The 19,594-nt window shown below is 58.4% G+C and carries 17 protein-coding genes; 5 read left to right on the forward strand and 12 right to left on the reverse strand.

Translation table 11 applies throughout. From position 1 onward, the window contains the following. Positions 1 to 145 precede the first annotated feature (145 nt). On the reverse strand, positions 146 to 2,758 hold the full coding sequence (locus tag AC0V6K_RS02210; RefSeq protein WP_472624354.1) for a TonB-dependent receptor: 2,613 nt from the start codon (positions 2,756 to 2,758) through the stop codon (positions 146 to 148). A gap of 391 nt (positions 2,759 to 3,149) precedes the next feature. Between AC0V6K_RS02210 and typA the strand changes: the two genes are divergently transcribed. After that, positions 3,150 to 4,988 carry a translational GTPase TypA gene (typA, locus tag AC0V6K_RS02215; protein WP_472625992.1) on the forward strand — a complete coding sequence of 613 codons (1,839 nt, stop codon included), beginning with the start codon at positions 3,150 to 3,152 and terminating at the stop codon, positions 4,986 to 4,988. 6 nt (positions 4,989 to 4,994) lie between these two features. On the opposite strand, the gene AC0V6K_RS02220 is transcribed toward typA, so the two are convergent. From AC0V6K_RS02220 to AC0V6K_RS02230, 3 genes are read right to left on the reverse strand one after another with little or no spacing between them, the layout of a single operon-like run. Beyond that, the gene (locus AC0V6K_RS02220) at positions 4,995 to 6,482 is read right to left on the reverse strand and encodes a patatin-like phospholipase family protein (protein ID WP_472624356.1); all 1,488 of its coding nucleotides are present in this window, start codon (positions 6,480 to 6,482) and stop codon (positions 4,995 to 4,997) included. A gap of 8 nt (positions 6,483 to 6,490) precedes the next feature. Beyond that, positions 6,491 to 7,267 carry a meso-2,3-butanediol dehydrogenase gene (gene budC, locus AC0V6K_RS02225; protein ID WP_472624358.1) on the reverse strand — a complete coding sequence of 259 codons (777 nt, stop codon included), beginning with the start codon at positions 7,265 to 7,267 and terminating at the stop codon, positions 6,491 to 6,493. Positions 7,268 to 7,317: 50 nt separating this feature from the next. Next, the gene (locus AC0V6K_RS02230; protein WP_472624360.1) at positions 7,318 to 8,160 is read right to left on the reverse strand and encodes a DUF4253 domain-containing protein; all 843 of its coding nucleotides are present in this window, start codon (positions 8,158 to 8,160) and stop codon (positions 7,318 to 7,320) included. Between the two features lie 280 nt (positions 8,161 to 8,440). On the opposite strand from AC0V6K_RS02230, the gene AC0V6K_RS02235 reads away from it, so the two are divergent. The 3 genes from AC0V6K_RS02235 to AC0V6K_RS02245 all read left to right on the forward strand — a co-directional run bounded on the left by AC0V6K_RS02235 (position 8,441) and on the right by AC0V6K_RS02245 (position 10,302). Then, positions 8,441 to 8,668 carry a hypothetical protein gene (locus AC0V6K_RS02235; protein WP_472624362.1) on the forward strand — a complete coding sequence of 76 codons (228 nt, stop codon included), beginning with the start codon at positions 8,441 to 8,443 and terminating at the stop codon, positions 8,666 to 8,668. Positions 8,669 to 9,012: 344 nt separating this feature from the next. Next, positions 9,013 to 9,396, forward strand: a complete 384-nt coding sequence (locus tag AC0V6K_RS02240) for a VOC family protein (RefSeq protein WP_472624364.1) — start codon at positions 9,013 to 9,015, stop codon at positions 9,394 to 9,396. Positions 9,397 to 9,498: 102 nt separating this feature from the next. After that, on the forward strand, positions 9,499 to 10,302 hold the full coding sequence (locus AC0V6K_RS02245) for an extensin family protein (RefSeq protein WP_472624366.1): 804 nt from the start codon (positions 9,499 to 9,501) through the stop codon (positions 10,300 to 10,302). 107 nt (positions 10,303 to 10,409) lie between these two features. Here AC0V6K_RS02245 and AC0V6K_RS02250 read toward each other — a convergent pair whose 3' ends face one another. The 7 genes from AC0V6K_RS02250 to AC0V6K_RS02280 all read right to left on the reverse strand — a co-directional run bounded on the left by AC0V6K_RS02250 (position 10,410) and on the right by AC0V6K_RS02280 (position 16,709). Next, on the reverse strand, positions 10,410 to 11,030 hold the full coding sequence (locus AC0V6K_RS02250) for a response regulator transcription factor (protein ID WP_472624368.1): 621 nt from the start codon (positions 11,028 to 11,030) through the stop codon (positions 10,410 to 10,412). 178 nt (positions 11,031 to 11,208) lie between these two features. Further along, positions 11,209 to 11,952 (reverse strand): proteasome-type protease, encoded by a 744-nt coding sequence (locus AC0V6K_RS02255; RefSeq protein WP_472624370.1) that lies wholly within the window; start codon positions 11,950 to 11,952, stop codon positions 11,209 to 11,211. A 63-nt stretch (positions 11,953 to 12,015) separates the two neighbouring features. Next, positions 12,016 to 12,828: a transglutaminase family protein gene (locus AC0V6K_RS02260; RefSeq protein ID WP_472624372.1), complete on the reverse strand. Its 813-nt coding sequence runs from the start codon at positions 12,826 to 12,828 to the stop codon at positions 12,016 to 12,018. Next, positions 12,828 to 13,772, reverse strand: coding sequence for an alpha-E domain-containing protein (locus AC0V6K_RS02265; protein WP_472624374.1), 945 nt, complete (start codon positions 13,770 to 13,772; stop codon positions 12,828 to 12,830). Before AC0V6K_RS02265 ends, AC0V6K_RS02260 begins: the two co-directional genes overlap by 1 nt. Then, complete coding sequence (locus AC0V6K_RS02270; RefSeq protein ID WP_472624376.1) at positions 13,772 to 15,211, reverse strand: circularly permuted type 2 ATP-grasp protein; 1,440 nt, start codon at positions 15,209 to 15,211, stop codon at positions 13,772 to 13,774. The genes AC0V6K_RS02265 and AC0V6K_RS02270 overlap by 1 nt, the downstream gene beginning before the upstream one ends. Positions 15,212 to 15,310: 99 nt before the next feature. Continuing rightward, a complete protein-coding gene (locus AC0V6K_RS02275; RefSeq protein ID WP_472624378.1) occupies positions 15,311 to 16,090 on the reverse strand; it encodes an esterase/lipase family protein in 780 nt (259 codons plus the stop codon). 73 nt (positions 16,091 to 16,163) lie between these two features. After that, positions 16,164 to 16,709 carry a DUF3617 domain-containing protein gene (locus AC0V6K_RS02280; RefSeq protein ID WP_472624380.1) on the reverse strand — a complete coding sequence of 182 codons (546 nt, stop codon included), beginning with the start codon at positions 16,707 to 16,709 and terminating at the stop codon, positions 16,164 to 16,166. Between the two features lie 120 nt (positions 16,710 to 16,829). Between AC0V6K_RS02280 and uvrB the strand changes: the two genes are divergently transcribed. Continuing rightward, positions 16,830 to 19,025 carry an excinuclease ABC subunit UvrB gene (gene uvrB / locus AC0V6K_RS02285; RefSeq protein WP_472624382.1) on the forward strand — a complete coding sequence of 732 codons (2,196 nt, stop codon included), beginning with the start codon at positions 16,830 to 16,832 and terminating at the stop codon, positions 19,023 to 19,025. Here uvrB and AC0V6K_RS02290 read toward each other — a convergent pair. Next, positions 19,022 to 19,567: a hypothetical protein gene (locus AC0V6K_RS02290; RefSeq protein WP_472624384.1), complete on the reverse strand. Its 546-nt coding sequence runs from the start codon at positions 19,565 to 19,567 to the stop codon at positions 19,022 to 19,024. The genes uvrB and AC0V6K_RS02290 overlap by 4 nt on opposite strands. Positions 19,568 to 19,594 lie beyond the last annotated feature (27 nt).

The raw sequence follows: 19,594 nt of genomic DNA on the forward strand, positions 1-19,594 counted from the left end.
TGAAGTCTGCATATCTTCAGTCAAAGCGCAATCTCAGAAACGCAGAGCATCCCAAGTTTAGTTGGCTTCTCCTACCTAGAGCTCAAACAAAAAAGGGCCCCGCCATTGCTGGCGGAGCCCCTTATTGAACTGACTTTATGTCAGATCAGAAGCGGAAGCGAACCACACCGCCATAGGTGCGCGGTGCGTTCGGGTAACCCGAAACCGTGCCTGCCTGTGCCACACCGTCGAACACGGTGGTGATGAACTCATCATCAAACAGGTTACGCGCCCACACGCCGACTTCGACGCCATTGTCGAGCTTCAGCGTGGTCGATGCGTTCACCAGATTGACTTCGCGACGGAAGTTGTTCGGGCCAAAGGTCGGCAGACCGTTGTTGATGGCCGTGTTGCTTTCGTGGCTGTAGTCAATGCGGGTCACGAGGGTGTTGCCCGAGTCACCGAATTCATGCGTGTATGTCGCCGAGGTCGAGATCGCGATTTCTGGGATGCCGGCCGGTACTTCACCGGTCAGATCGCCCAGAACACTACCCGGGAAGCTGTCAAACAGCGGATCGAGGTAGGTCATCGCGAAGGTCAGCACGAGGCCGTCAGCCGGGAAGATCGAGCTGTCGAGCTCGAAACCGGTGACCGACTGGCTACCCGCGTTACGAAGGGCAAAACCGGTGCCGGTGAAGGCGAAGCTTTGGAAACCGTCAATCGTCTGATCGAATGCGGCAAGGTTGATAACCACACCGTCAAAGGCAGCCTTGATACCGACTTCATAGACTTCGGTTTCTTCAGGACCAGCGAAACGCGTACCCGATACAAGGTTCGGCACAGCGAGCCCAGCGTTGAGGATCGGCGAATCCGGTGCCGCGAAGGTCGAACCACCCGGGCCAGCAACGAAGTCGGTGCCCAGCGGACGGCTGTCACGCGATAGGTTGACCGAGCTTGCTTTGAAGCCGGTTGCGTAACTTGCGTAGACGTTCACTTCTGGCGAGATCTGATACGATGCACGCAGCAGGTAAGTGAACTTGTCGTCACGGGTCCGGCCATCTTCAACAGCGTTCGGAATGTTAACGAACGGCGGCTGGAACTGGAACGCAGCCAGACCCAGAAGCGGGTTGATGTTCGGATCGGTCGCCGCTGCCAGCAACGCCGCCTGGTTCGCCGCAGGCAGAGCCTGGAACGCCGCGCGGTTGGTTACCGTGCCGCCAGTTGCGCCAGTGATGAAGGCATCAACGAAGTTGACCTGAGCCAGCGGATCGAAGCTGGTCTGCGACAGTGCGAAGTCTTTGCTGTCGTCGGTGTAGTTACCGCCGAAAGTAAAGATCAGGCCGTCTACTGGCTCGAAATCGATCGTGCCGAAGATTGACCAAGCAGTGTTCTCCATGGAGTACACTTCATCAGTCAGCAGCGGCGTGTTGAAGATCGTTTCCTGACCGAAGCCAAAGCCACCAAGAGCAACTGGCGCTTCGAGGGCATTGAACAGCGTCGGCTGGTTGGTGAGAACAGCAACCGGGTCTTCGCCCGCCAGAATTTCGAAGAAGTTCCGGATCTGGCTGCCGTTCTGGATGGCGCTTTGCTGATCAATCTTCTCGTCGAAGTAGTAACCGCCAAGCAGGAAGTTGATCGGACCATCAAAGTCCGAAGCAAGACGGAATTCCTGCGTGAAGGTTTCAAGCTGCTGCGCACGGGTTTCGGTTGCAATGTCCGCGCTGGTGAAGTCGATGTCGGTGAGGAAGAAGTTCTCCAGCTCACGATACGACGTGATCGAGGTCAACGTCAGAGTGTCGGTTGGATTCCAGTCCATCTGGACCGAACCACCCCAGCTCTTCACCGTGTTGCTCGGAACAAAGTTCAGGAACACTTCACGGCCGAAGAAGTCGTTCGAGTCCGGAAGCTGACCGCCAACGGCAACGATGCCAGCAGCGGTTGGGCCGGACACGACGTTGCCGACGGTGCAGCAAACTTCGTCAATTTCCGAATAATCGGCGATCGCGCGGATTTTAAAGTCGGGGCTCGGCTCAATGAGGATCTGGCCACGAACGTTCCAACGGTTACGGTCGTTGATGTCTTCGCCAAGGTTTACGATCTCACCGAAGCCATCGCGGCGGTTGTAGCTGCCATCGAACGCGACAGCGATGTTCTCGCTGATCGGGCCGGTCACGTCGCCCTTGATCGTGAAGGCGTTGAAGTTGCCGTAGGTGGCTTCAAGCGAACCGGTGAAATCAAACTGCGGTTCACGGGTCACAACCGAGATGACGCCTGCGGATGCGTTCTTACCGAACAGCGTCGATTGCGGGCCGTTCAGAACTTCGATGCGCTGAACATTCGGAAGGTCGGACAGAGCGCCGGCCGAACGTGAACGGAACACGCCGTCGATGAAGACACCAACCGAAGGCTCGATGCCGAAGTTGTTATCGCCGTTACCGAAGCCACGAATGATGAAGGTCGATGCCGATGCGGTTTGCAGCTGGCTAACACGCAGCGACGGGGTAACTGTCTGAAGGTCGAGAACGTCGCGGATCTGCGCGTCTTCGAGCGTTTCGCCGGTGGTCACAGAGACCGAAATTGGCGTTTCTTGCAGGGTCTGCTCACGCTTAGATGCGGTAACAATGATACCCTGGCTGAAATCGGGTGCTGCAACCTCGTCTTCGTCCGTCTCAGCGTCTTGCGCAAAAGCGACCGAAGGTGAAGTCAATGCAAATGCCGCAGCGCCTGCGAGCAGAGCGACGCGATAAGTGCCGGCTGAGCCGGTTGAAATAGAACGCATGTAAGTTCCTCTCCTAAAATCCCTCCAACCGAAATGACGATCCTGCACACCCCAAATGCGCACACATCTCGACTGGTAGACCACTTCATTAGGCGAGTGTTGCCCGTGCGACAAGCCGCAAACCCGCGCAATTCCGCGCCTTAGAGGTGGGATGTTGCGCGTCCGTAACAGTTGCAATCTGCAATGTTGCACTGCCGCAATGCACGGACTTCGCTGCAACAGTGCTTGCCGTAGCGATATGTCTGGGCTACGCGCGGCGTGAAACATGCATATTGTGCAGCGCAGCATTTGTCGCGCCAGCACAATTCAAACAAATAAATCGCGCTGAAAGGCGCTCTATTAGTCGGTTGCAAGGCTCTTGCGACCGCCAAACCGAAAGCAAATCGATGTCATCCCCTCCTCGCTTCGCAATGTCGCGATCATTGCCCACGTTGACCACGGCAAGACGACTTTGGTCGATCAGCTGTTCCGCCAGTCGGGCACATTCCGCGACAACCAGCGCGTGGAAGAACGTGCGATGGACAGTGGCGATCTCGAAAAAGAGCGCGGGATCACCATTCTGGCAAAGTGCACCAGCGTTGAGTGGGAAGGCCCTGATGGCGAAACCACGCGCATCAACATCGTCGACACGCCAGGCCACGCCGACTTTGGCGCTGAGGTGGAGCGTATTCTGAGCATGGTCGATGGCGTCATCCTGCTGGTCGACAGCGCCGAAGGCGCGATGCCGCAGACCAAGTTTGTGACCGGCAAGGCGCTGGCACTTGGTCTTCGTCCCATCGTCGTCGTCAACAAGATCGACCGTCCCGATGGCCGTCCGCAAGAAGTTCTCGACGAAGTGTTCGACTTGTTCGCATCGCTCGACGCCAATGATGAGCAGCTCGACTTCCCGTCGCTATGGGCATCGGGCCGCGATGGATATGCCAGCGACGATGAAACTGCGCGCGATGGAACGCTCGATCCGCTGTTCAAGCTGATCGTCGACCACGTACCCTCCCCGCAGCTCGAAATCGATGCGCCGTTCAGCTTCCTTGCGACGCTGCTTGACCGTGACAACTTCATGGGCCGCGTTCTGACGGGCCGTGTCCAGTCGGGCACTCTTAAGGTCAATGATCCGATCCACGCGATTGATATGGATGGCAATGTTGTCGAAACAGGCCGCGCAACCAAGCTGATGAGCTTTGACGGCCTTGAGCGGGTTCCGGTCGAAAGCGCGAAAGCCGGCGACATCATCGCGCTCGCAGGCCTGGAAAAGGCGACCGTTGCCAACACAATTTGCGATCCCGGCGTTTCCGCTCCGATTGAAGCGCAACCAATTGATCCGCCCACGCTCGCCATGCGTTTCAGCGTCAACAACTCGCCGCTTGCGGGCCGCGAAGGCGACAAAGTCACCAGCCGTATGATCCGCGATCGATTGCTGCGCGAGGCGGAAACCAATGTCGCCATCCGCATCACCGAAAGCGATGACAAGGACAGCTTCGAAGTTGCCGGGCGCGGCGAATTGCAGCTCGGCGTGCTGATCGAGACAATGCGCCGTGAAGGCTTTGAGCTCGGCATCAGCCGTCCGAAGGTTCTCTTCCGCGAAGAAGACGGCCAGCGCATGGAGCCATACGAGACCGTCGTCATCGACGTGGATGATGAGCACTCGGGCACCGTCGTTGAGAAGATGCAGCGCCGCAAGGCCGACCTCACCGAGATGCGTCCGTCTGGTCAGGGCAAGACCCGCATCACCTTCTCCGCCCCATCGCGCGGCCTGATCGGTTATCACGGTGAATTCCTGTCCGACACGCGCGGCACGGGCATTATGAACCGCCTGTTCGAAAAGTATGGCCCTTACAAAGGCGCCATCGAAGGCCGCATCAACGGCGTCCTCATTTCCAACGGCGACGGCGAAGCCAACGCCTACGCGCTCAACATGCTCGAAGAGCGCGGCGAGCTGTTCGTTGCCCCGCAGATGAAGCTGTATGAAGGCATGGTGATCGGCGAGAATGCCAAACCGGACGACCTTGAGGTCAACCCGATGAAGGCCAAGCAGCTGACCAACATCCGTTCATCGGGTAAGGACGATTCCATCCGTCTGACCCCGCCGCGCCGCATGACGCTGGAGCAGTCGATTGCCTATATCGATGATGACGAGATGGTCGAAGTAACGCCGCAGAGCATCCGTCTGCGCAAAACCGAATTGTGCCCGCACGAGCGCAAGAAGGCCAAGCGTAAGAAAGACGCGGCGTAAGTCTGATCAGCCGCCGAGAGCGGTGTCTAGTTCTTTGCGGTTCTTGCGAGCGGCCAAAACGCCCAGCTCATAGCGCAGCTGAAATTCGTATTTGTCGTACCGGTATGTCGTCTTGTGCATGTACCCGGCGCGCAGGAAATTCATCGCTGCACAGTCGCCACCTTTCTGGGCCAGTGCCTTCAGGCTCGCATCTATCGAAGGCACTGTCTCGGGCGCCTCTTTCAACTTCTTCCGCTTGATCTGCTCACCTGTGTCATCAAGGCACGTGACGCCGCGCGCGGCAAAGTCGGCGAGCACTTCAAGCCCTTTGAGGTGCGCCCGATCACTCACCGGATCAAATCCGGCAAGCGTGTCGAAATCGATCAGGACGATATTCTGCTGCCCTACTCCAAGCGCTTCAAACTTCCGCTTGGCCAGTCTTGAAAAGCTCGCGTCCTGATTGGGCAGGCTCGAGGCAAAGGCGTAACCGAGGAAATTGCTGCTGTTGCGCTTGCTGCGGCGTACCGATTGATCGAGCTCGTCAGGGTTGGAATCGATCATTATGATAGTTGATTGGGGCAACACACCGCCAGCCGCGCGGCGCAGGCTCAGCATATGCTCGAACGCCGTTTTATTGCCCATATTGTCGTAAAACGCGCCATCGACGAATTGCAGCGTGTTGCGGCGCTTTTTCGGCTTTTCAGGGCAGAAAGAGTAGGCCTTGCCCCTGCACAGATCGGTTGCGGCAAAGGCCGATGTGTAGCCCGGCACCGTCCCGCTGGCCGAGGCGGCATAACCCAGCGGCACCTTCCCCAGATCCGCGCCGACATCCGTAATCCGCGCCTCGTTGCAATAATCGCCCAGATCGCGAACCGCGTATTTCTTCAGATAGGGCGCGGTGAACACGAAAGAGGATTGTGAGGGGTAAAGCGCCGCCCCGAAGAATGCGACCGGCAAGGTTGCTCCATTCGGTCCACCATAGACGTCGTCATATGTCAGCCGGCGCGTCACATCGGCGACCATCGTATTCGCCCAGCACCGCACTTTCGTCTTGCGCGTTTCCGCGAAGGATTGCGCAATGTCCTCGCGCCTGTCTACCAGCCGCGCTGTAGGATGTTGAGACCGGTCCGCCAGAAACGCCGCCACCGCCCATGATCCGCCCGAAATCGAGCTGATAAAGTCCACGCGGTCCAGCGCGGTCTTGTGCGGGCCGCGACCGCCAAACTCTTCCAGACCCTCCATCACGCCGAGAGTGAACGCCGCCGCGCGCATGCCTCCGCCCGACACAGTTAGGCCCACCACCTCGCCATCCGCTGTCGCATCGCGCAAAGGAATAGACAGGCCAAGAGACCCAAGCTCCTCCGGCCCGCTGGTGGCGAGAAATTCGTGCGTCTTCTGATTGCGAATATCGACCTTGTGGCCAAACGGACTGGAATGCAGGTTGAGCGCGTTGAGACCGCACCCCGCGAGCAATGGCAGGGCTGCCAGCGCTGCTCCTGTCTTCCAGTTCGCCATCCGCACGATCACCCCATAAAGTTCGCCTGACCGTTGGACGCGCTCACGCCGCCATCGACCGGCAGGTTCACCCCTGTGATAAAGCTTGCGTCCTCGCTGGCAAGGAAAGCGGCCGCGGCGGCGATATCCTCGGGCTCTCCCACCCGTTTGATCGCCATGCGGTTCATCATCATCTTCATCGCGCCATCGTTGTTGAGAATGTCTTCGACCATGTCGCTGCGCGTGACCGAGGGGTTGATCGTGTTCACCCGCACGCCCATCGCACCCACTTGCAGCGCAAGACCGCGCGTCAGGTTCGTCACCGCACCCTTTGACGCGTTGTAAAGCGGCAGCATGGAATCCCCGCCAATGCCAGAGACGCTGGAGATGTTGATGACGCTGCCTTGCGTCTTCATCAGTTCGGGCAAGGCCGCGCGCGTCATATAGATGACGCCCTTCACGTTGATGTCGATCACCCGGTCAATTTGCGCATCACTCATTTTGTGCAGCAGGCCCTGATCGGCGACACCGGCATTGTTGACGAGGTGATCGAGCGCGCCGAACCGCTCTACCGTCTTGGCAACGATTTCATTGGCGAACTCAGGATCGGAGACATCGCCCGCGACCACCAGCACGCGCTCGGCGTCCATTGTCGCCGCCGTCTCCGCACACTTCTCCGCATTGCGCGCGTTGATGATGACATTCGCCCCCTCATCATAGAACCGCCGCGCAATCCCTTCACCAATGCCGGTTGAGGAGCCGGTGACAATGATGGTCTTGCCAGTGAAGCGGGAGAGGTTGGTCATGGTGTGGGTGTCCTTGGTTTGGGATAATTGGCGTCGCTGTCACTTCTGGCTCAATCCCACCAGAAATACCACCAATCGGATTCTAAGTTGGATGCGGCAAGATTAGAGAGCGAGTTGACGCCTTGAAGTACGATGTCCTCGCAGTATGCGTATTGCTCACGCGCCAGCGCCATCGCCTCTTCGCGAGAAGTTGGGCGACGTTCGAGCTTCAGGTTGAAGACTGCGGAATCCATACCGACGAGCTGCGCGCCGTATCGCTGCTCCCATGACCTGAGCGCAGCAACATGCACTTCCGGCATGGGATTGGCATTCCATCCGCCCCATTTAGCGTATGCCGGAACTTCGTAACCTTTGTCCGTCGGGAAGATGACAATGAAACAGCGCGCATAGGGCTTTTGGCTCAAAACATCCGCGTGAACCGTCAGTCCGGGGCTCGCTGGAGCCACGGCGGGCCATTCACCGACAAACGGCTGGAACTCTTCGAGAGTGCCGCTGTTGGGATAGCTCTTCAGATATTCTTCAAGGTTCTTTTGCCGTGCCGCGATCAGATCATCCGGAAAATTATACTCTGCGGCCTTGGCTATAATCGTTTCAGGATCTTCATCGTTTCGGAAACTGGCCTGTTCGACCAACTGAGCAAGCTGCTCGGCATCGCCAACAATTACCGGATAGCCCTCTCCCTTTGCACGCAATTGCTGCCATCGCGAATAGGCCTTGCTGCCCTCAACTTCCTCTATCGGAAATCCAAGCGAAGCCTTGAGACCTTCGATGTCGATTGGCTCACCTTCGCGGCCATAGGTCGTGTAGACTGGCGTCTCTTGTTCACGCGCAAAACCAAGCTTGCCAACAAGGCTGGCCAGGAATCCGCCGATTATGGAACGTCTTGTGATCAAAGCAAAGTCTCCAGCTGATCACCTTTGTTGCCCTTGGGAAAGCCAAATACAAGCTGCTGGCAAATATTGGTTTTACCCACCTAACCTATCCTGTTCATTCCGAGCGATGATTGCACCTCTGCCCGCAAGTGATCAGACCGTGACCTGCGTCACGCGGGGACGCAACTGGCACATGTTCTAACGCTCGCGCCTTGCCTGGCGGAGACGCCGTGAATGCGTTCCCTCTCTGCAGGGCAGAATGGCATCGTCTGCGGATGCCTTAGGGGCACAGGAGAAATAAATGTCAGAGCAGATCAGAGCTATCGTCGAAGAGGAATTCTCGCGCATCGATTCCGAGCGTGCGGAACTTGCGTCTGTCGCGGACGTCAAAGAGGTATTTTGTGACAATTGGGACTACGCTAAGAGTGCGCTTGAATTCCTTAAGCAGTTTCTCCCCGGTTGGGCAAAAGCAGTCGTCGGCGTGATTATCGTTGTCGGTGACCGCGTGAAGAAAGAGGTTTGCGCCTGACAGGCGGCAACCAGAAACTGCGGATTACGCATGTTATCCCGGTCTTTTGGCCGGGATAACATCGTAAGAACAAATTTTCCTACCCGCCCGCGCCGCTGTACTGTGTGGCGATATGGTTTTCTCTTCTTACCGTTACAGCTCACGTCACGCCGGACGCACAACGACACCCGACGCACGCTCGCGCGCGGGCAGTCGTTTTTGATTCAGGACACTGTGTCAGCTGTTTCAGGCGTTCTCCATGCGCGGCGAAACGAGGGCATTGGCGCGCCCCCTTCCCTCGCTGGCAAACTGCCGCCACACTTGCGGCCGGGATTACACAGCGAGTCGATAAGGGAGGGTGCGACATGACTGACGAACCAAGAGTTACGGGCCTGGGAGGGGTGTTCTACGTCGCGGCGGATCCGGAGGCGACGCGGGTTTGGTATCGCGACGTATTGGGCGTGGATGGCGAATATGGGCCGCAGATGGCGTGGTCAGAGGAGCCAAAGCCCAATCCCTACTCGCTGATCAGCCATTTCAAGGATGATGAGTACATCAAGCCGGGCACGGGCGGCTTTATGATCAATCTGCGCGTGCATGACCTTGATGGCTTTGTCGCCGCGCTGAAGGCCAAGGGGGTCGATGTGCTCGACTCCGTGGATGAGGGTTATGGGAAGTTTGCGTGGCTGCTCGATCCCAACGGGGTTAAGATTGAGTTGTGGGAGCAGGAGGAGGAGGCACTGCCATAAGCTCTATGTGCCTGTTCATGTGGCTGAAAGGTCTATGGTAAACCGGCGTTAACGCTAACTCTTGCGAGTTGGTTCATGGTGTTTGGGCAATAGTCCTTAGCCATGACGCATCGACTCAAATCTGTATCGACTTTCCCGCTGCTTGCCTGTGCAACCATGCTTGGCGCGTGCGGTGGGATCATCCCTCAGGGCAAGGCGCCCACCACCGGCGCGGCCAGCACGGCATCGGCTTCGGTCAGCACACCGGCCCGCATGTCAGGCCCGGTCAGCACAGCGGCGAACACCGGCCGACGCCTGCCTCCGCCGATTGTGCGTCCGGCTCAAAACCGCATGGCCAGCGCGCCGCAAAGCGTGGCGGTGCAGCCTGAGGATATGAACTGCATCAGCGAGCTGAGCGCTGCGGGTGCGCGGTTCGAGGCGCTGCCCGATACCTATGCCGCGCCAGGCTGTAACAAGCTGGGCACGGTGCAACTGATGGCGTTGTCGGGTGATGGCGGGCAATTCGGGGTGGCCAATATCGGCGCGCTCAAATGCACTGCCGCCAACGCGTTCAGCGGCTGGGTCCGCTACGGAGTGGACCGCGCGGCAAAGCAGATCTTGGGCAGCGGGTTGGAGCGTGTCGTGACCATGGGCAGCTATGCCTGCCGCAATGTCGCGGGCACAGAGCGTCGCTCTGCCCACGCCCGTGCCGAGGCGATCGACGTGTCGGGCTTTGTGCTGGAGGATGGCCGCACGATCATGCTCAAGCAGGACTGGAATGGCGGCAGCGCAGCCGAACGCGAATTCCTGCGCGTGGTGCATAAGAGCGCCTGCAAACGCTTCGGTACGGTGCTTGGTCCGAACTACAACAAGGATCACGAGGATCATTTCCACCTTGAACAAGGTGGCGGGAAATTCTGCCGCTGATCGGGTAGCTCGCTTAAAAGAATTACGGCCCCGCTGTCCGGCAGTTGGGGCAGCCGAACAACGGAGCCGTCAGGGGCAGCGGTATTGCCCCCGCTGAGCCTCTCCACTCAAGCGGACAGCCTCGCCTCCAATTGGGCCTCAAGCTTCAATCGGACGGCTTCGGCAGCGTGCCGCGCGCCCAACTTGTTCATCATGTTGGCCCGATGGATTTCCACCGTGCGTGGACTGATCTCCAGCTCGCGCGCGATGACCTTGTTGCTGCTACCCTCGGCCAACCAATCGAGCACTTCGCGTTCGCGGCCAGACAGATTGGAAATTCGGTCCCGAGCCTCAATCATGCGGCGGCGTGACTGTGTGAACGCTTCGGCCTCTTCCTCAATCCTCGCAAGGCAAGTGCCAAACCGTTCAGGGTCAAGCGGTAGAGGGAGATAGTCCAGCGCCCCGGCCTTGATCGCATCGACAATCCGCGTCGCGTTCGGCTGAACACCGACTGCGATCAAAGGCAACCATACTCCCAATCGCCCGAGGCGCTCGAGGACGCTCGCGACCCCGCCGTCCTCGGGGTTATCGCGAGCGACGATGATGCCCTCTCGCGGGGGATGAACCGATAACTCTGAAAGATCGCCATACACTTCCGAATGATGGCCTAGGGCAAATCCGGTCCGGGCTAATTCAGCGCGATGACGGCTTGAGGAGTCGATGAAATGGAGTGTGGCTCTGCGTGTCATGCTTAGTGGGTACGCAGAAAGCCTGAGTAGTATCACGCGAGACCTCCACCAATCTGGAGCAATGCCGCGTCTCAAATTTTACAAGCAACTGATTATGTTAGTGTAATTGAGGTCCGTTTTGAACGGGAATCTGAGTTGTGGTTAAGAAGAAACCGCAAACCAGGCCAGCAAATGGGCCTTACTCAGCGTCCAGCGAGTAGTCAGGAAGCGACTGAAATGCTTGACGAAGCGCATCGCCCCAACCCGATGAGACGGACTCAAAATACGGGTCATCATGCGTCACTCGGTGTTCGTGAAGCGGCGCGAACTGATCCTTTTCGATCACCAGCAAATCGAGCGGCAAGCCGACCGACAGGTTGGCTTTGAGCGTAGAGTCAAACGAGACCATCAGCAGCTTTACCGCTTCTTCAAAACTCATGTCACGATCATAACCACGGATCAGGATCGGACGGCCATACTTGGTCTCGCCAATCTGGAAGAACGGCGTGTCCCAGCTCGCTTCGATAAAGTTGCCTTCGGGATAGATCATGAACAGGCGCGGCTGCATCCCTGCAATCTGGCCTGCGACGATGATGGATGCGGTGAACCGTCCCTTACCGCGATCACCGTTGGACGCTTGCGCTTCGGCGATAGTGCTCCGGAGCAACCGCCCAATCTCCGTGGCGACGTTGAACATGGTTGGGCCGTTGAGCAGCGTCGTCTCGCGCTGATCAGGCTCTTTGGTGCGCTCTTCCAGCTTGCTGATCACAGCCTGCGTGGTCGCGAGATTACCAGCTGTCATCACTGCAATCATCCGCTCGCCCGGCACCTGCCAATGGAACATCTTACGGAAGGTGGAAATGTTATCGACGCCCGAATTGGTGCGCGTGTCGCTCATCAGGACAAGGCCTTTTTCGAGCACCATGCCAACACAATACGTCATCTGAGTCTCCGAAAGTCGAGGCGCGCGATTAGTCGAAAAGCCGCGCGTTGGAAACGACTATCATCACTGTTCTTCGCGTTGCTGTTCGACCGAGACATCTACCGTTAGCTGGCTGGTGCCATAGCTGATGACATTGACCGGCGCAGCGTCGACATAATCGCGGCCTGTCGCAACGCGGACATAGCGGGTGTCCGGACTGATCCCGTTGGATACGTCAAAGCCGACCCAGCCTAACCCGTCGATATGCGCTTCGGCCCAGGCGTGCATCGCCTCCTGATCCACTCGGTCGTTCATCATCAGATATCCGCTCACGTAGCGCGCCGGAACATCCGCCGCGCGCGCAGCACCGATGAAGATATGCGCGTGATCCTGACACACACCATGGCCAGCGGCTACAGCTTCCTCAGCCGTGGTGCCCGCCTGCGTAGTCCCTTTGGAATAGGCGACATCGGTGAGAATCTTGGCCGATAGAGCGTGAAGATAATCGAGTTTCGCACCTTCTTCCGGCCCCGGCACTTCGCGGATCAGCGCGCGCATTCTTTGTCCCGGCTTAGTCAGCTTGGTCTGGCCAAGGAAGCTCCAAAGCGGCAGATGGCCCGAGTGCCGGCCGATCATGCCAGCATTATCGGTGGTTTCGACCACGCCATTGCACGTCACTGTCACTTCGCATGTGTCAGGCTCGACCGTGATCAATGTGCAAGTGTTGAAGTGCTGATCGTCATATTCCAGCTCGGCGTGGGCGTTTTCGTATCCCATTTCCCAGCTGATGATTTTCTGCCCCTGCGTTTCCTTCGGCGTCAGACGCAAGCGCTGCAGCGCGTGCACCACTGGATCATCAAAAGTGTAACGGGTTCTATGGCGGATCGAGAGGCGCATCAGGCGTGGAACCTATAGTCTTCGGCGATGGCGCTGGAGATGGCGGCGTTGCGCGACATGAAATCAATCAGGAATTCATGCAGGCCCTGATCGAAGATGTCGTCAACACTGAGATCGTTGATGAGGATATCGGCCTCCCGCATCAGCTCGTTCGCGCGACCGTCGCTTCCATGTAGGCGGGCGAGCGCGGCCAATTCATCGCGCAGCTCGCTGCGACAAAAGGCCAGACTGCGCGGGAAACGGCTATCCAGAACGAGGAACTCAACAATCCCGCGCGCATCGATTTGGCCAGCATTGAGCCAGCTATAGGCGCGCGCACCCGCAACCGAACGGAGCACCTGATCCCATTGGCCGGTGTCCAAACTTGAACCGACATAGGAAACCGAAGGCAGCAATAGGAAATATTTGAGGTCGAGAATACGAGCGGTGCTTTCAGCGCGCTCTACAAACGTCGCGGAGCGCGCGAAGTGATAGCCTTCGTTTCGGAGCATCGAACCGTCAAAGGCTCCGTGAAAGCGTGTGCCCGCCTGCCGGATCGTGGTGAGCACATCGCCAACCTGCCCTTGGCTGACGGGCCGCGAGAGCTTCTTGTCGAGCTGCATCCAGCTTTCATTGACCGCTTCCCACACCTCGCTGGAAATGTTGGTGCGGGCCGTGCGCGCGTTCTGCCTGACCAGACCGAACATCTCGCGGATGTTGCCCGGATTGGCCTTATCCCGCAGCACGAAGTTCCAGACCGAGTGGCCATCATAGGCGCCGTTGACCGCTTCGTATGCGGAGCGTTGGCCGATTGTGGCGATGACGGAGCGCCATTCTGCCTCGGCCGTTTCGATGTCGCGCGTGATCGCCATGCGCAGCGCCGCTTCGAGCAGGCGCGCGGTATTCTCGGCCCGCTCAAGATAGCGGGACATCCAGAACATTCCATTGGCGGTCCGGCCTAACATCAGTCTTTCAGCACCCACGTATCTTTGGTGCCGCCGCCTTGAGACGAGTTCACCACCAATGACCCTTTCTTCAGAGCCACACGCGTCAGCCCGCCCGGTGTAATCTCGATCCCGTTGGGTGAGCACAGCACAAACGGACGCAAGTCCACATGGCGCGGGGCAAGGCCCTTCTTGGTAAAGATAGGGCAGGTTGAAAGCGAAAGTGTCGGCTGCGCGATGTAGTTTTCGGGATTGGCCTGCAGCTTCGCGCGGAACGCCTCGATCTCTTTTTTACTTGCCGTCGGACCGATCAGCATGCCGTATCCGCCCGAACCGTGCACTTCCTTGACGACGACTTCTTCCAGATTGTCGAGCACGTAAGCGAGGCTGTCCGGATCGGCGCAGCGCCAAGTTTGGACATTCGGCAGCAGCGGTTTCTCGCCGGTGTAGAATTCAACGATCTCCGGCATGAAGCTGTAAATTGCTTTGTCGTCCGACACGCCCGTGCCCGGTGCGTTGGCGATGGTGATCCCGCCGGAACGGTACACATCCATGATGCCTGGTACGCCCAACATAGAACTCGGCTCGAATGTCAGCGGGTCGAGATATTCGTCGTCGACGCGGCGATAGAGCACGTCGATCGGTTTGTAGCCGCGCGTGGTGCGCATCTGGACGCGGCCATCGACCACGCGCAGATCACCGCCCTCGACAAGTTCGGCGCCCATCTGGTCGGCCAGAAAGGCGTGCTCATAATAGGCGGAGTTGTAGATTCCCGGCGTTAGCACCGCGACTGTCGGTTTGCCTGTGGTCGCCGGCGGCGCGCAGGCGGCGAGCGAACGGGCAAGCTTGCGCGGATAATTCGACACAGGCTCCACCGGCACCTTGCTGAACAGGTCCGGGAACATAGACATCATCGTCTCGCGGTTCTCCAGCATATAGGAGACACCAGATGGCGTACGGGCATTGTCCTCGAGCACGTAGAATTCGTTCGGCCCCGTGCGCACCAGATCAATGCCGACAATATGGGTGTAGATTCCGCCTGGCGGGGTGAAGCCGACCATGTGCGGCAACCAAGCATCGTTCCCTTTGAACAAACGATCCGGCACGCGGCCCGCGCGAATAATCTCCTGCCGGTGATAGAGGTCATAGAGAAAGGCGTTTAGCGCGCGCACACGTTGCTCGATCCCACGCGACAGCTTGCGCCATTCGCTTGCGGTGATCACTCGGGGCACCATGTCAAACGGGATCAGCCGTTCTTCGGCATCATCCTCGCCATAGACATTGAAAGTGATTCCGGTGCGGCGGAAACTGTCATCCGCCTCAGTCGCTTTGCGGCGCAGGAAGCCGTCTTCCTGATCATCGAGCCAGTCGCAATAATCGGTGTAGGCAGGGCGAGTCTGTCCGGCACTGTCGAACATCTCGTCAAAATTGTCAGGCTGTCCGTCGATGCGGTCGACCATGCGTTCCCTGATGCAAGGCAGCCCATCCCCTGTGTGCTGCAGCTGCTAAGGATACTTACCGATAGCGCGCGAAAGTTAAAGCGGAAATCGCGCGAGAACTCAGCCGCGTTCTAGCTCTTTCAGAACGGCCTTGATGACATCAGGAGAATAGGTAAAGCCCAGATGACTGCACCGCACCGCCACCGCGCGGTCGCGCTCGTCTTGCGTGCCTGCTGCGCATCGCGGGGCAATGACCGCATCGCTTGGGCTCCACAGTGCAACGGTTTCGACCGGTGGCTTGGCAGAAAAATCGGCCTCAACCGGTGGCGCGTCGACCTGATGGCCGGTGATGAACTGATAGACCCGCCACACATTGTTCGCACGCGGGCTGCCCGAAAAAGGGGAGCCCATGGTGATCACTTTGGCAATGGCTTCTGGATGACGATGTGCCAGCTCGCGGGCATAAACGCCGCCAAGGCTCCATCCCAGCAAGACTACTGGTTCACCGGCGTCGCGGTGGACTTCGAGCAAACGCTCCTCGATCTGCTGAAAGCGTTCGGGCGTCGGTCCCCAATTGCGGCCCTGTCCCCAGCGTTTGGCGGTGTGGCCGGCGCGCTCAATCTGCTCTGCAAGATACCGCATCTTGCGCGGGTGCGCCGCGAAACCGGGCAGCACGAGGACTGTGCGCGGATTATCGCTTGGCTTGATTTCCAACCGCCGCACAATGCGGCGCGCAGGCTCGGCAAGGATATCCAGCTCACCCAGAATGCGTTTCAGATCAGGTTTGCCGGCTTCCTGATCCGGAGATATCCCTTCACGCGCCAAAGCCAATCGGCGCGCGAATTCACCCTCGCTCATTGCGATGTCGCGGAGACTGGAAAGGGTGAACCGTTTCGCCATAGTTGCCGAGGACTACCGAAGCGCGGTGAATACTCGATGAAGAAACGGTTCTCCCTGCGTTAGTTCATACGCATCAGGCGTCGCAGTCACCGATGCGTTCTTGCTTGATCTGCATTTTGACTTCGGCATTTTCCATGCCGGGCATCATGCCTTTCGAAGTCATCTCAAGATCAGAGCTGGTGGCACTGACAGTGCCCTTCATGGACATTTCCATTTCGACCGTTTCGCCTGACTTGCACGTCATCTGCATCTCGAAGTCATTACCTTCGATATCGTACTTGCCGACGGTGCAATCATCGTCTTCATCGAAGTCGTTCTGATTCCGGCCAAAGCCGTCCTTGGCCATCTCTTCTGTCATGCAGAACTCGGTCGACGTGCTCATGCGGGAGCCCATCATATCTGCCATTTCTTTGGGCATCCCTTCGACTGATATGAATGTCATATCGACTTTGTATTTGCCCGGTTCTGGCTTTATCTCGCCGCCATCTTTGCGCGTTTCTGCGGCCATTTCCTCACCGCTGATTTTGCCGTCTCCATCCGTATCAGCATCTGTGCCAGAGCCTCCGCTACAGCCAGCGAGTGCGAGCGCCAATGCAGCGGTTCCAAATGCGTACTTCATCTATTCCTCCTCAAAAGATTGGCGTCAGGCTTAGCAGGTCTTTGGCGAAAAACACTTGGCGAATAGCGACATTCTTTCACACTCTTCACACATGCCACTTTGTGCCCCATATGTTCACGCATGTCCGAACTCGTCATTCGTCGCGGCTTAGAAGAGCCTGAAACCGGGGAGGACTTCACCCCGCATCGCCCCACCCGCCCGGAAAAGTCGATGCCGGGCAAGCCATTCAAGCTGGTCTCTGACTATGAGCCGGCGGGCGACCAGCCGACGGCTATCAAGGAACTGGTTGAAGGCGCTTTGGCCGGTGACCAAACGCAGACGCTGTTGGGCGTAACCGGATCGGGCAAGACATTCACCATGGCCAAGGTGGTCGAAACCTTGCAGCGGCCCGCCCTCGTGCTCGCGCCGAACAAGATCCTCGCCGCGCAGCTTTATGGCGAGTTCAAAAGCTTCTTCCCTGAAAACGCGGTCGAGTACTTCGTCAGCTATTACGACTATTATCAGCCCGAAGCCTATGTGCCCCGCTCCGACACCTACATCGAGAAAGAATCGAGCGTGAACGAAGCGATCGACCGGATGCGCCACTCGGCCACCCGCGCGCTGCTCGAACGCGACGATGTGCTGATCGTTGCCTCGGTTTCCTGCCTCTACGGTATTGGCTCAGTCGAAACCTATTCGGCGATGATCTTCGACATCAAGAAAGACGACACTGTTGATCAGCGGGAGCTAATCCGCAAGCTGGTCGCGCTGCAATACAAGCGGAATGACGCCGCCTTTACTCGCGGCTGCTTCCGCGTGCGCGGGGACAATCTGGAGATCTTCCCCAGCCACTACGAAGACATGGCATGGCGCATCAGCTTCTTCGGCGACGAGATTGAAGAAATTGCCGAATTTGATCCGCTGACGGGCAAGACTGGCGCTAAGCTGGAAACGGTGCGCGTCTATGCCAACTCGCACTACGTGACGCCCGGCCCGACGATGAAGCAGGCGACCGAAGCGATCAAATTCGAGCTATCCCACCGGCTTCAGGAACTTGAGGAAGAGGGCCAACTGCTCGAGCGCCAACGGCTCGAACAGCGCACCAATTTCGATCTCGAGATGATCGCCGCGACGGGCAGCTGCAACGGGATCGAGAACTATTCGCGCTTCCTCACAGGCCGCTTACCCGGCGAGCCGCCGCCCACTCTGTTCGAATATCTGCCCGAAAATGCGCTGCTGTTCGTCGACGAAAGTCACCAGACGGTGCCGCAGATCGGCGCGATGGCACGCGGGGACCATCGGCGCAAACTGACGCTGGCGGAGTATGGCTTCCGCCTGCCCTCGTGCATCGACAACCGCCCTCTTCGCTTCAACGAATGGGACGCGATGCGCCCTCAGACATTCTGCGTCTCGGCCACGCCCGGCAATTGGGAAATGGAGCAGACCGGCGGTGTCTTCGCCGAACAGGTAATCCGGCCAACCGGCCTGATCGACCCACCCGTCGATGTGCGCCCTGTCGAGGATCAGGTGCAGGACTGCATTCAGGAATGCCTCGCCACCGCGAAGAAGGGCTACCGCACGCTCGTCACCACGCTCACCAAAAGGATGGCCGAGGACCTTACCGAGTTCATGCACGAAGCGGGTGTAAAGGTCCGCTATATGCACTCCGACGTTGAAACGCTGGAACGCATCGAACTGATCCGTGACTTGCGGCTGGGTGTTTACGACGTGCTGATCGGGATCAACCTGCTGCGCGAGGGGCTCGACATTCCCGAATGCGGCCTCGTGTGTATCTTGGACGCGGACAAGGAAGGCTTCCTGCGCTCCGAAACTTCGCTCGTCCAAACCATTGGCCGCGCAGCGCGCAACGTGGATGGCCGTGTGATCCTTTACGCCGACCGCATCACCGGCAGCATGGAGCGCGCGATGGCGGAAACCGACCGCCGCCGCGAGAAGCAAGAGGCGTTCAACGAAGAGAACGGGATCACGCCGGCCACGATCAAACGCGCGATTGCCGATATCGTCGCCGACACAGCATCGAAGGACAGTGCTACCGTCGATACGGGCGATGAAGAGGTCAACAACCTCGTCGGTCATAATCTGCGCAGCTACATCGAAGATCTTGAGAAGAGGATGCGGGACGCCGCCGCAAACCTCGAATTCGAAGAAGCAGGTCGCCTGCGCGACGAGATCCGCCGGTTGGAGAACGACGAGCTCGGCCTGCCCGATGGCGAGAAGAAAGCGCCTATTGTGGGGCGCAGCAATGAAGGCAAGCCGGGCACGCGGAAAACGCGATACGGGAAGACCCGGTACAAAAGGATGGGCGGAAAGCCTTAGCTCATCGGCTCGACCGTCACATAACCCTCCACCGCTGCAACCAGCTCGTCGAAGTCACCGTCTGAGCGCATCGTTTCGATGTTGATATCGCCATAGTCGCCGGTCGTCTTGTTTAGCTCGGCGACTTTGCGGGCCATGGGTTTGATAGGGAAGCTCTCGGCGTCGCGGATTGTTACGGCCAGCACGCGAGCCATAGCCATTTTGCGCACCGCAACCCTCTCGATACGGTCCCACGGCAATGTGTCATTCGATGCTGGCGGGTAGGCAATGCCCGCTCCTGAAATTTCAATTTCCACCCGTTTACGGAGCAAGGTTGGCAAGAGTGCCAGAGCCACAACCAGCGCCACTCCACCTACCCACGGCAGCACAGCCAACAACGTCTCAAGCCTGCTGGCACGTCTCCCCGCGCGAAAGCTCTCCGATGGGTCCGGCAACAGGAACGAGAGGTCAATGGTCAGCATCAGCGTGCCCATCATAGCAAGGAACGCCAGAAGAACTCCCATCCGCTTGGCCGAACGATGCGCAATATAAGTGTTGGCCACGAGTTATCCCTCCCATTTAAACAGGCG

Source organism: Erythrobacter sp. S43, from assembly GCF_057364955.1.

Excerpts from the sequence above, each read along its gene's own strand:
- AC0V6K_RS02280 (WP_472624380.1), bottom strand. The coding sequence starts at position 16,709 with ATGAAGTACGCATTTGGAACCGCTGCATTGGCGCTCGCACTCGCTGGC.
- AC0V6K_RS02220 (WP_472624356.1), bottom strand. The coding sequence starts at position 6,482 with ATGGCGAACTGGAAGACAGGAGCAGCGCTGGCAGCCCTGCCATTGCTC.
- AC0V6K_RS02250 (WP_472624368.1), bottom strand. The coding sequence starts at position 11,030 with ATGACACGCAGAGCCACACTCCATTTCATCGACTCCTCAAGCCGTCAT.
- AC0V6K_RS02210 (WP_472624354.1), bottom strand. The coding sequence starts at position 2,758 with ATGCGTTCTATTTCAACCGGCTCAGCCGGCACTTATCGCGTCGCTCTG.
- budC (WP_472624358.1), bottom strand. The coding sequence starts at position 7,267 with ATGACCAACCTCTCCCGCTTCACTGGCAAGACCATCATTGTCACCGGC.
- AC0V6K_RS02255 (WP_472624370.1), bottom strand. The coding sequence starts at position 11,952 with ATGACGTATTGTGTTGGCATGGTGCTCGAAAAAGGCCTTGTCCTGATG.
- AC0V6K_RS02270 (WP_472624376.1), bottom strand. The coding sequence starts at position 15,211 with ATGGTCGACCGCATCGACGGACAGCCTGACAATTTTGACGAGATGTTC.
- AC0V6K_RS02275 (WP_472624378.1), bottom strand. The coding sequence starts at position 16,090 with ATGGCGAAACGGTTCACCCTTTCCAGTCTCCGCGACATCGCAATGAGC.
- AC0V6K_RS02265 (WP_472624374.1), bottom strand. The coding sequence starts at position 13,772 with ATGTTAGGCCGGACCGCCAATGGAATGTTCTGGATGTCCCGCTATCTT.
- AC0V6K_RS02245 (WP_472624366.1), top strand. The coding sequence starts at position 9,499 with ATGACGCATCGACTCAAATCTGTATCGACTTTCCCGCTGCTTGCCTGT.
- AC0V6K_RS02260 (WP_472624372.1), bottom strand. The coding sequence starts at position 12,828 with ATGCGCCTCTCGATCCGCCATAGAACCCGTTACACTTTTGATGATCCA.
- AC0V6K_RS02240 (WP_472624364.1), top strand. The coding sequence starts at position 9,013 with ATGACTGACGAACCAAGAGTTACGGGCCTGGGAGGGGTGTTCTACGTC.
- AC0V6K_RS02235 (WP_472624362.1), top strand. The coding sequence starts at position 8,441 with ATGTCAGAGCAGATCAGAGCTATCGTCGAAGAGGAATTCTCGCGCATC.
- uvrB (WP_472624382.1), top strand. The coding sequence starts at position 16,830 with ATGTCCGAACTCGTCATTCGTCGCGGCTTAGAAGAGCCTGAAACCGGG.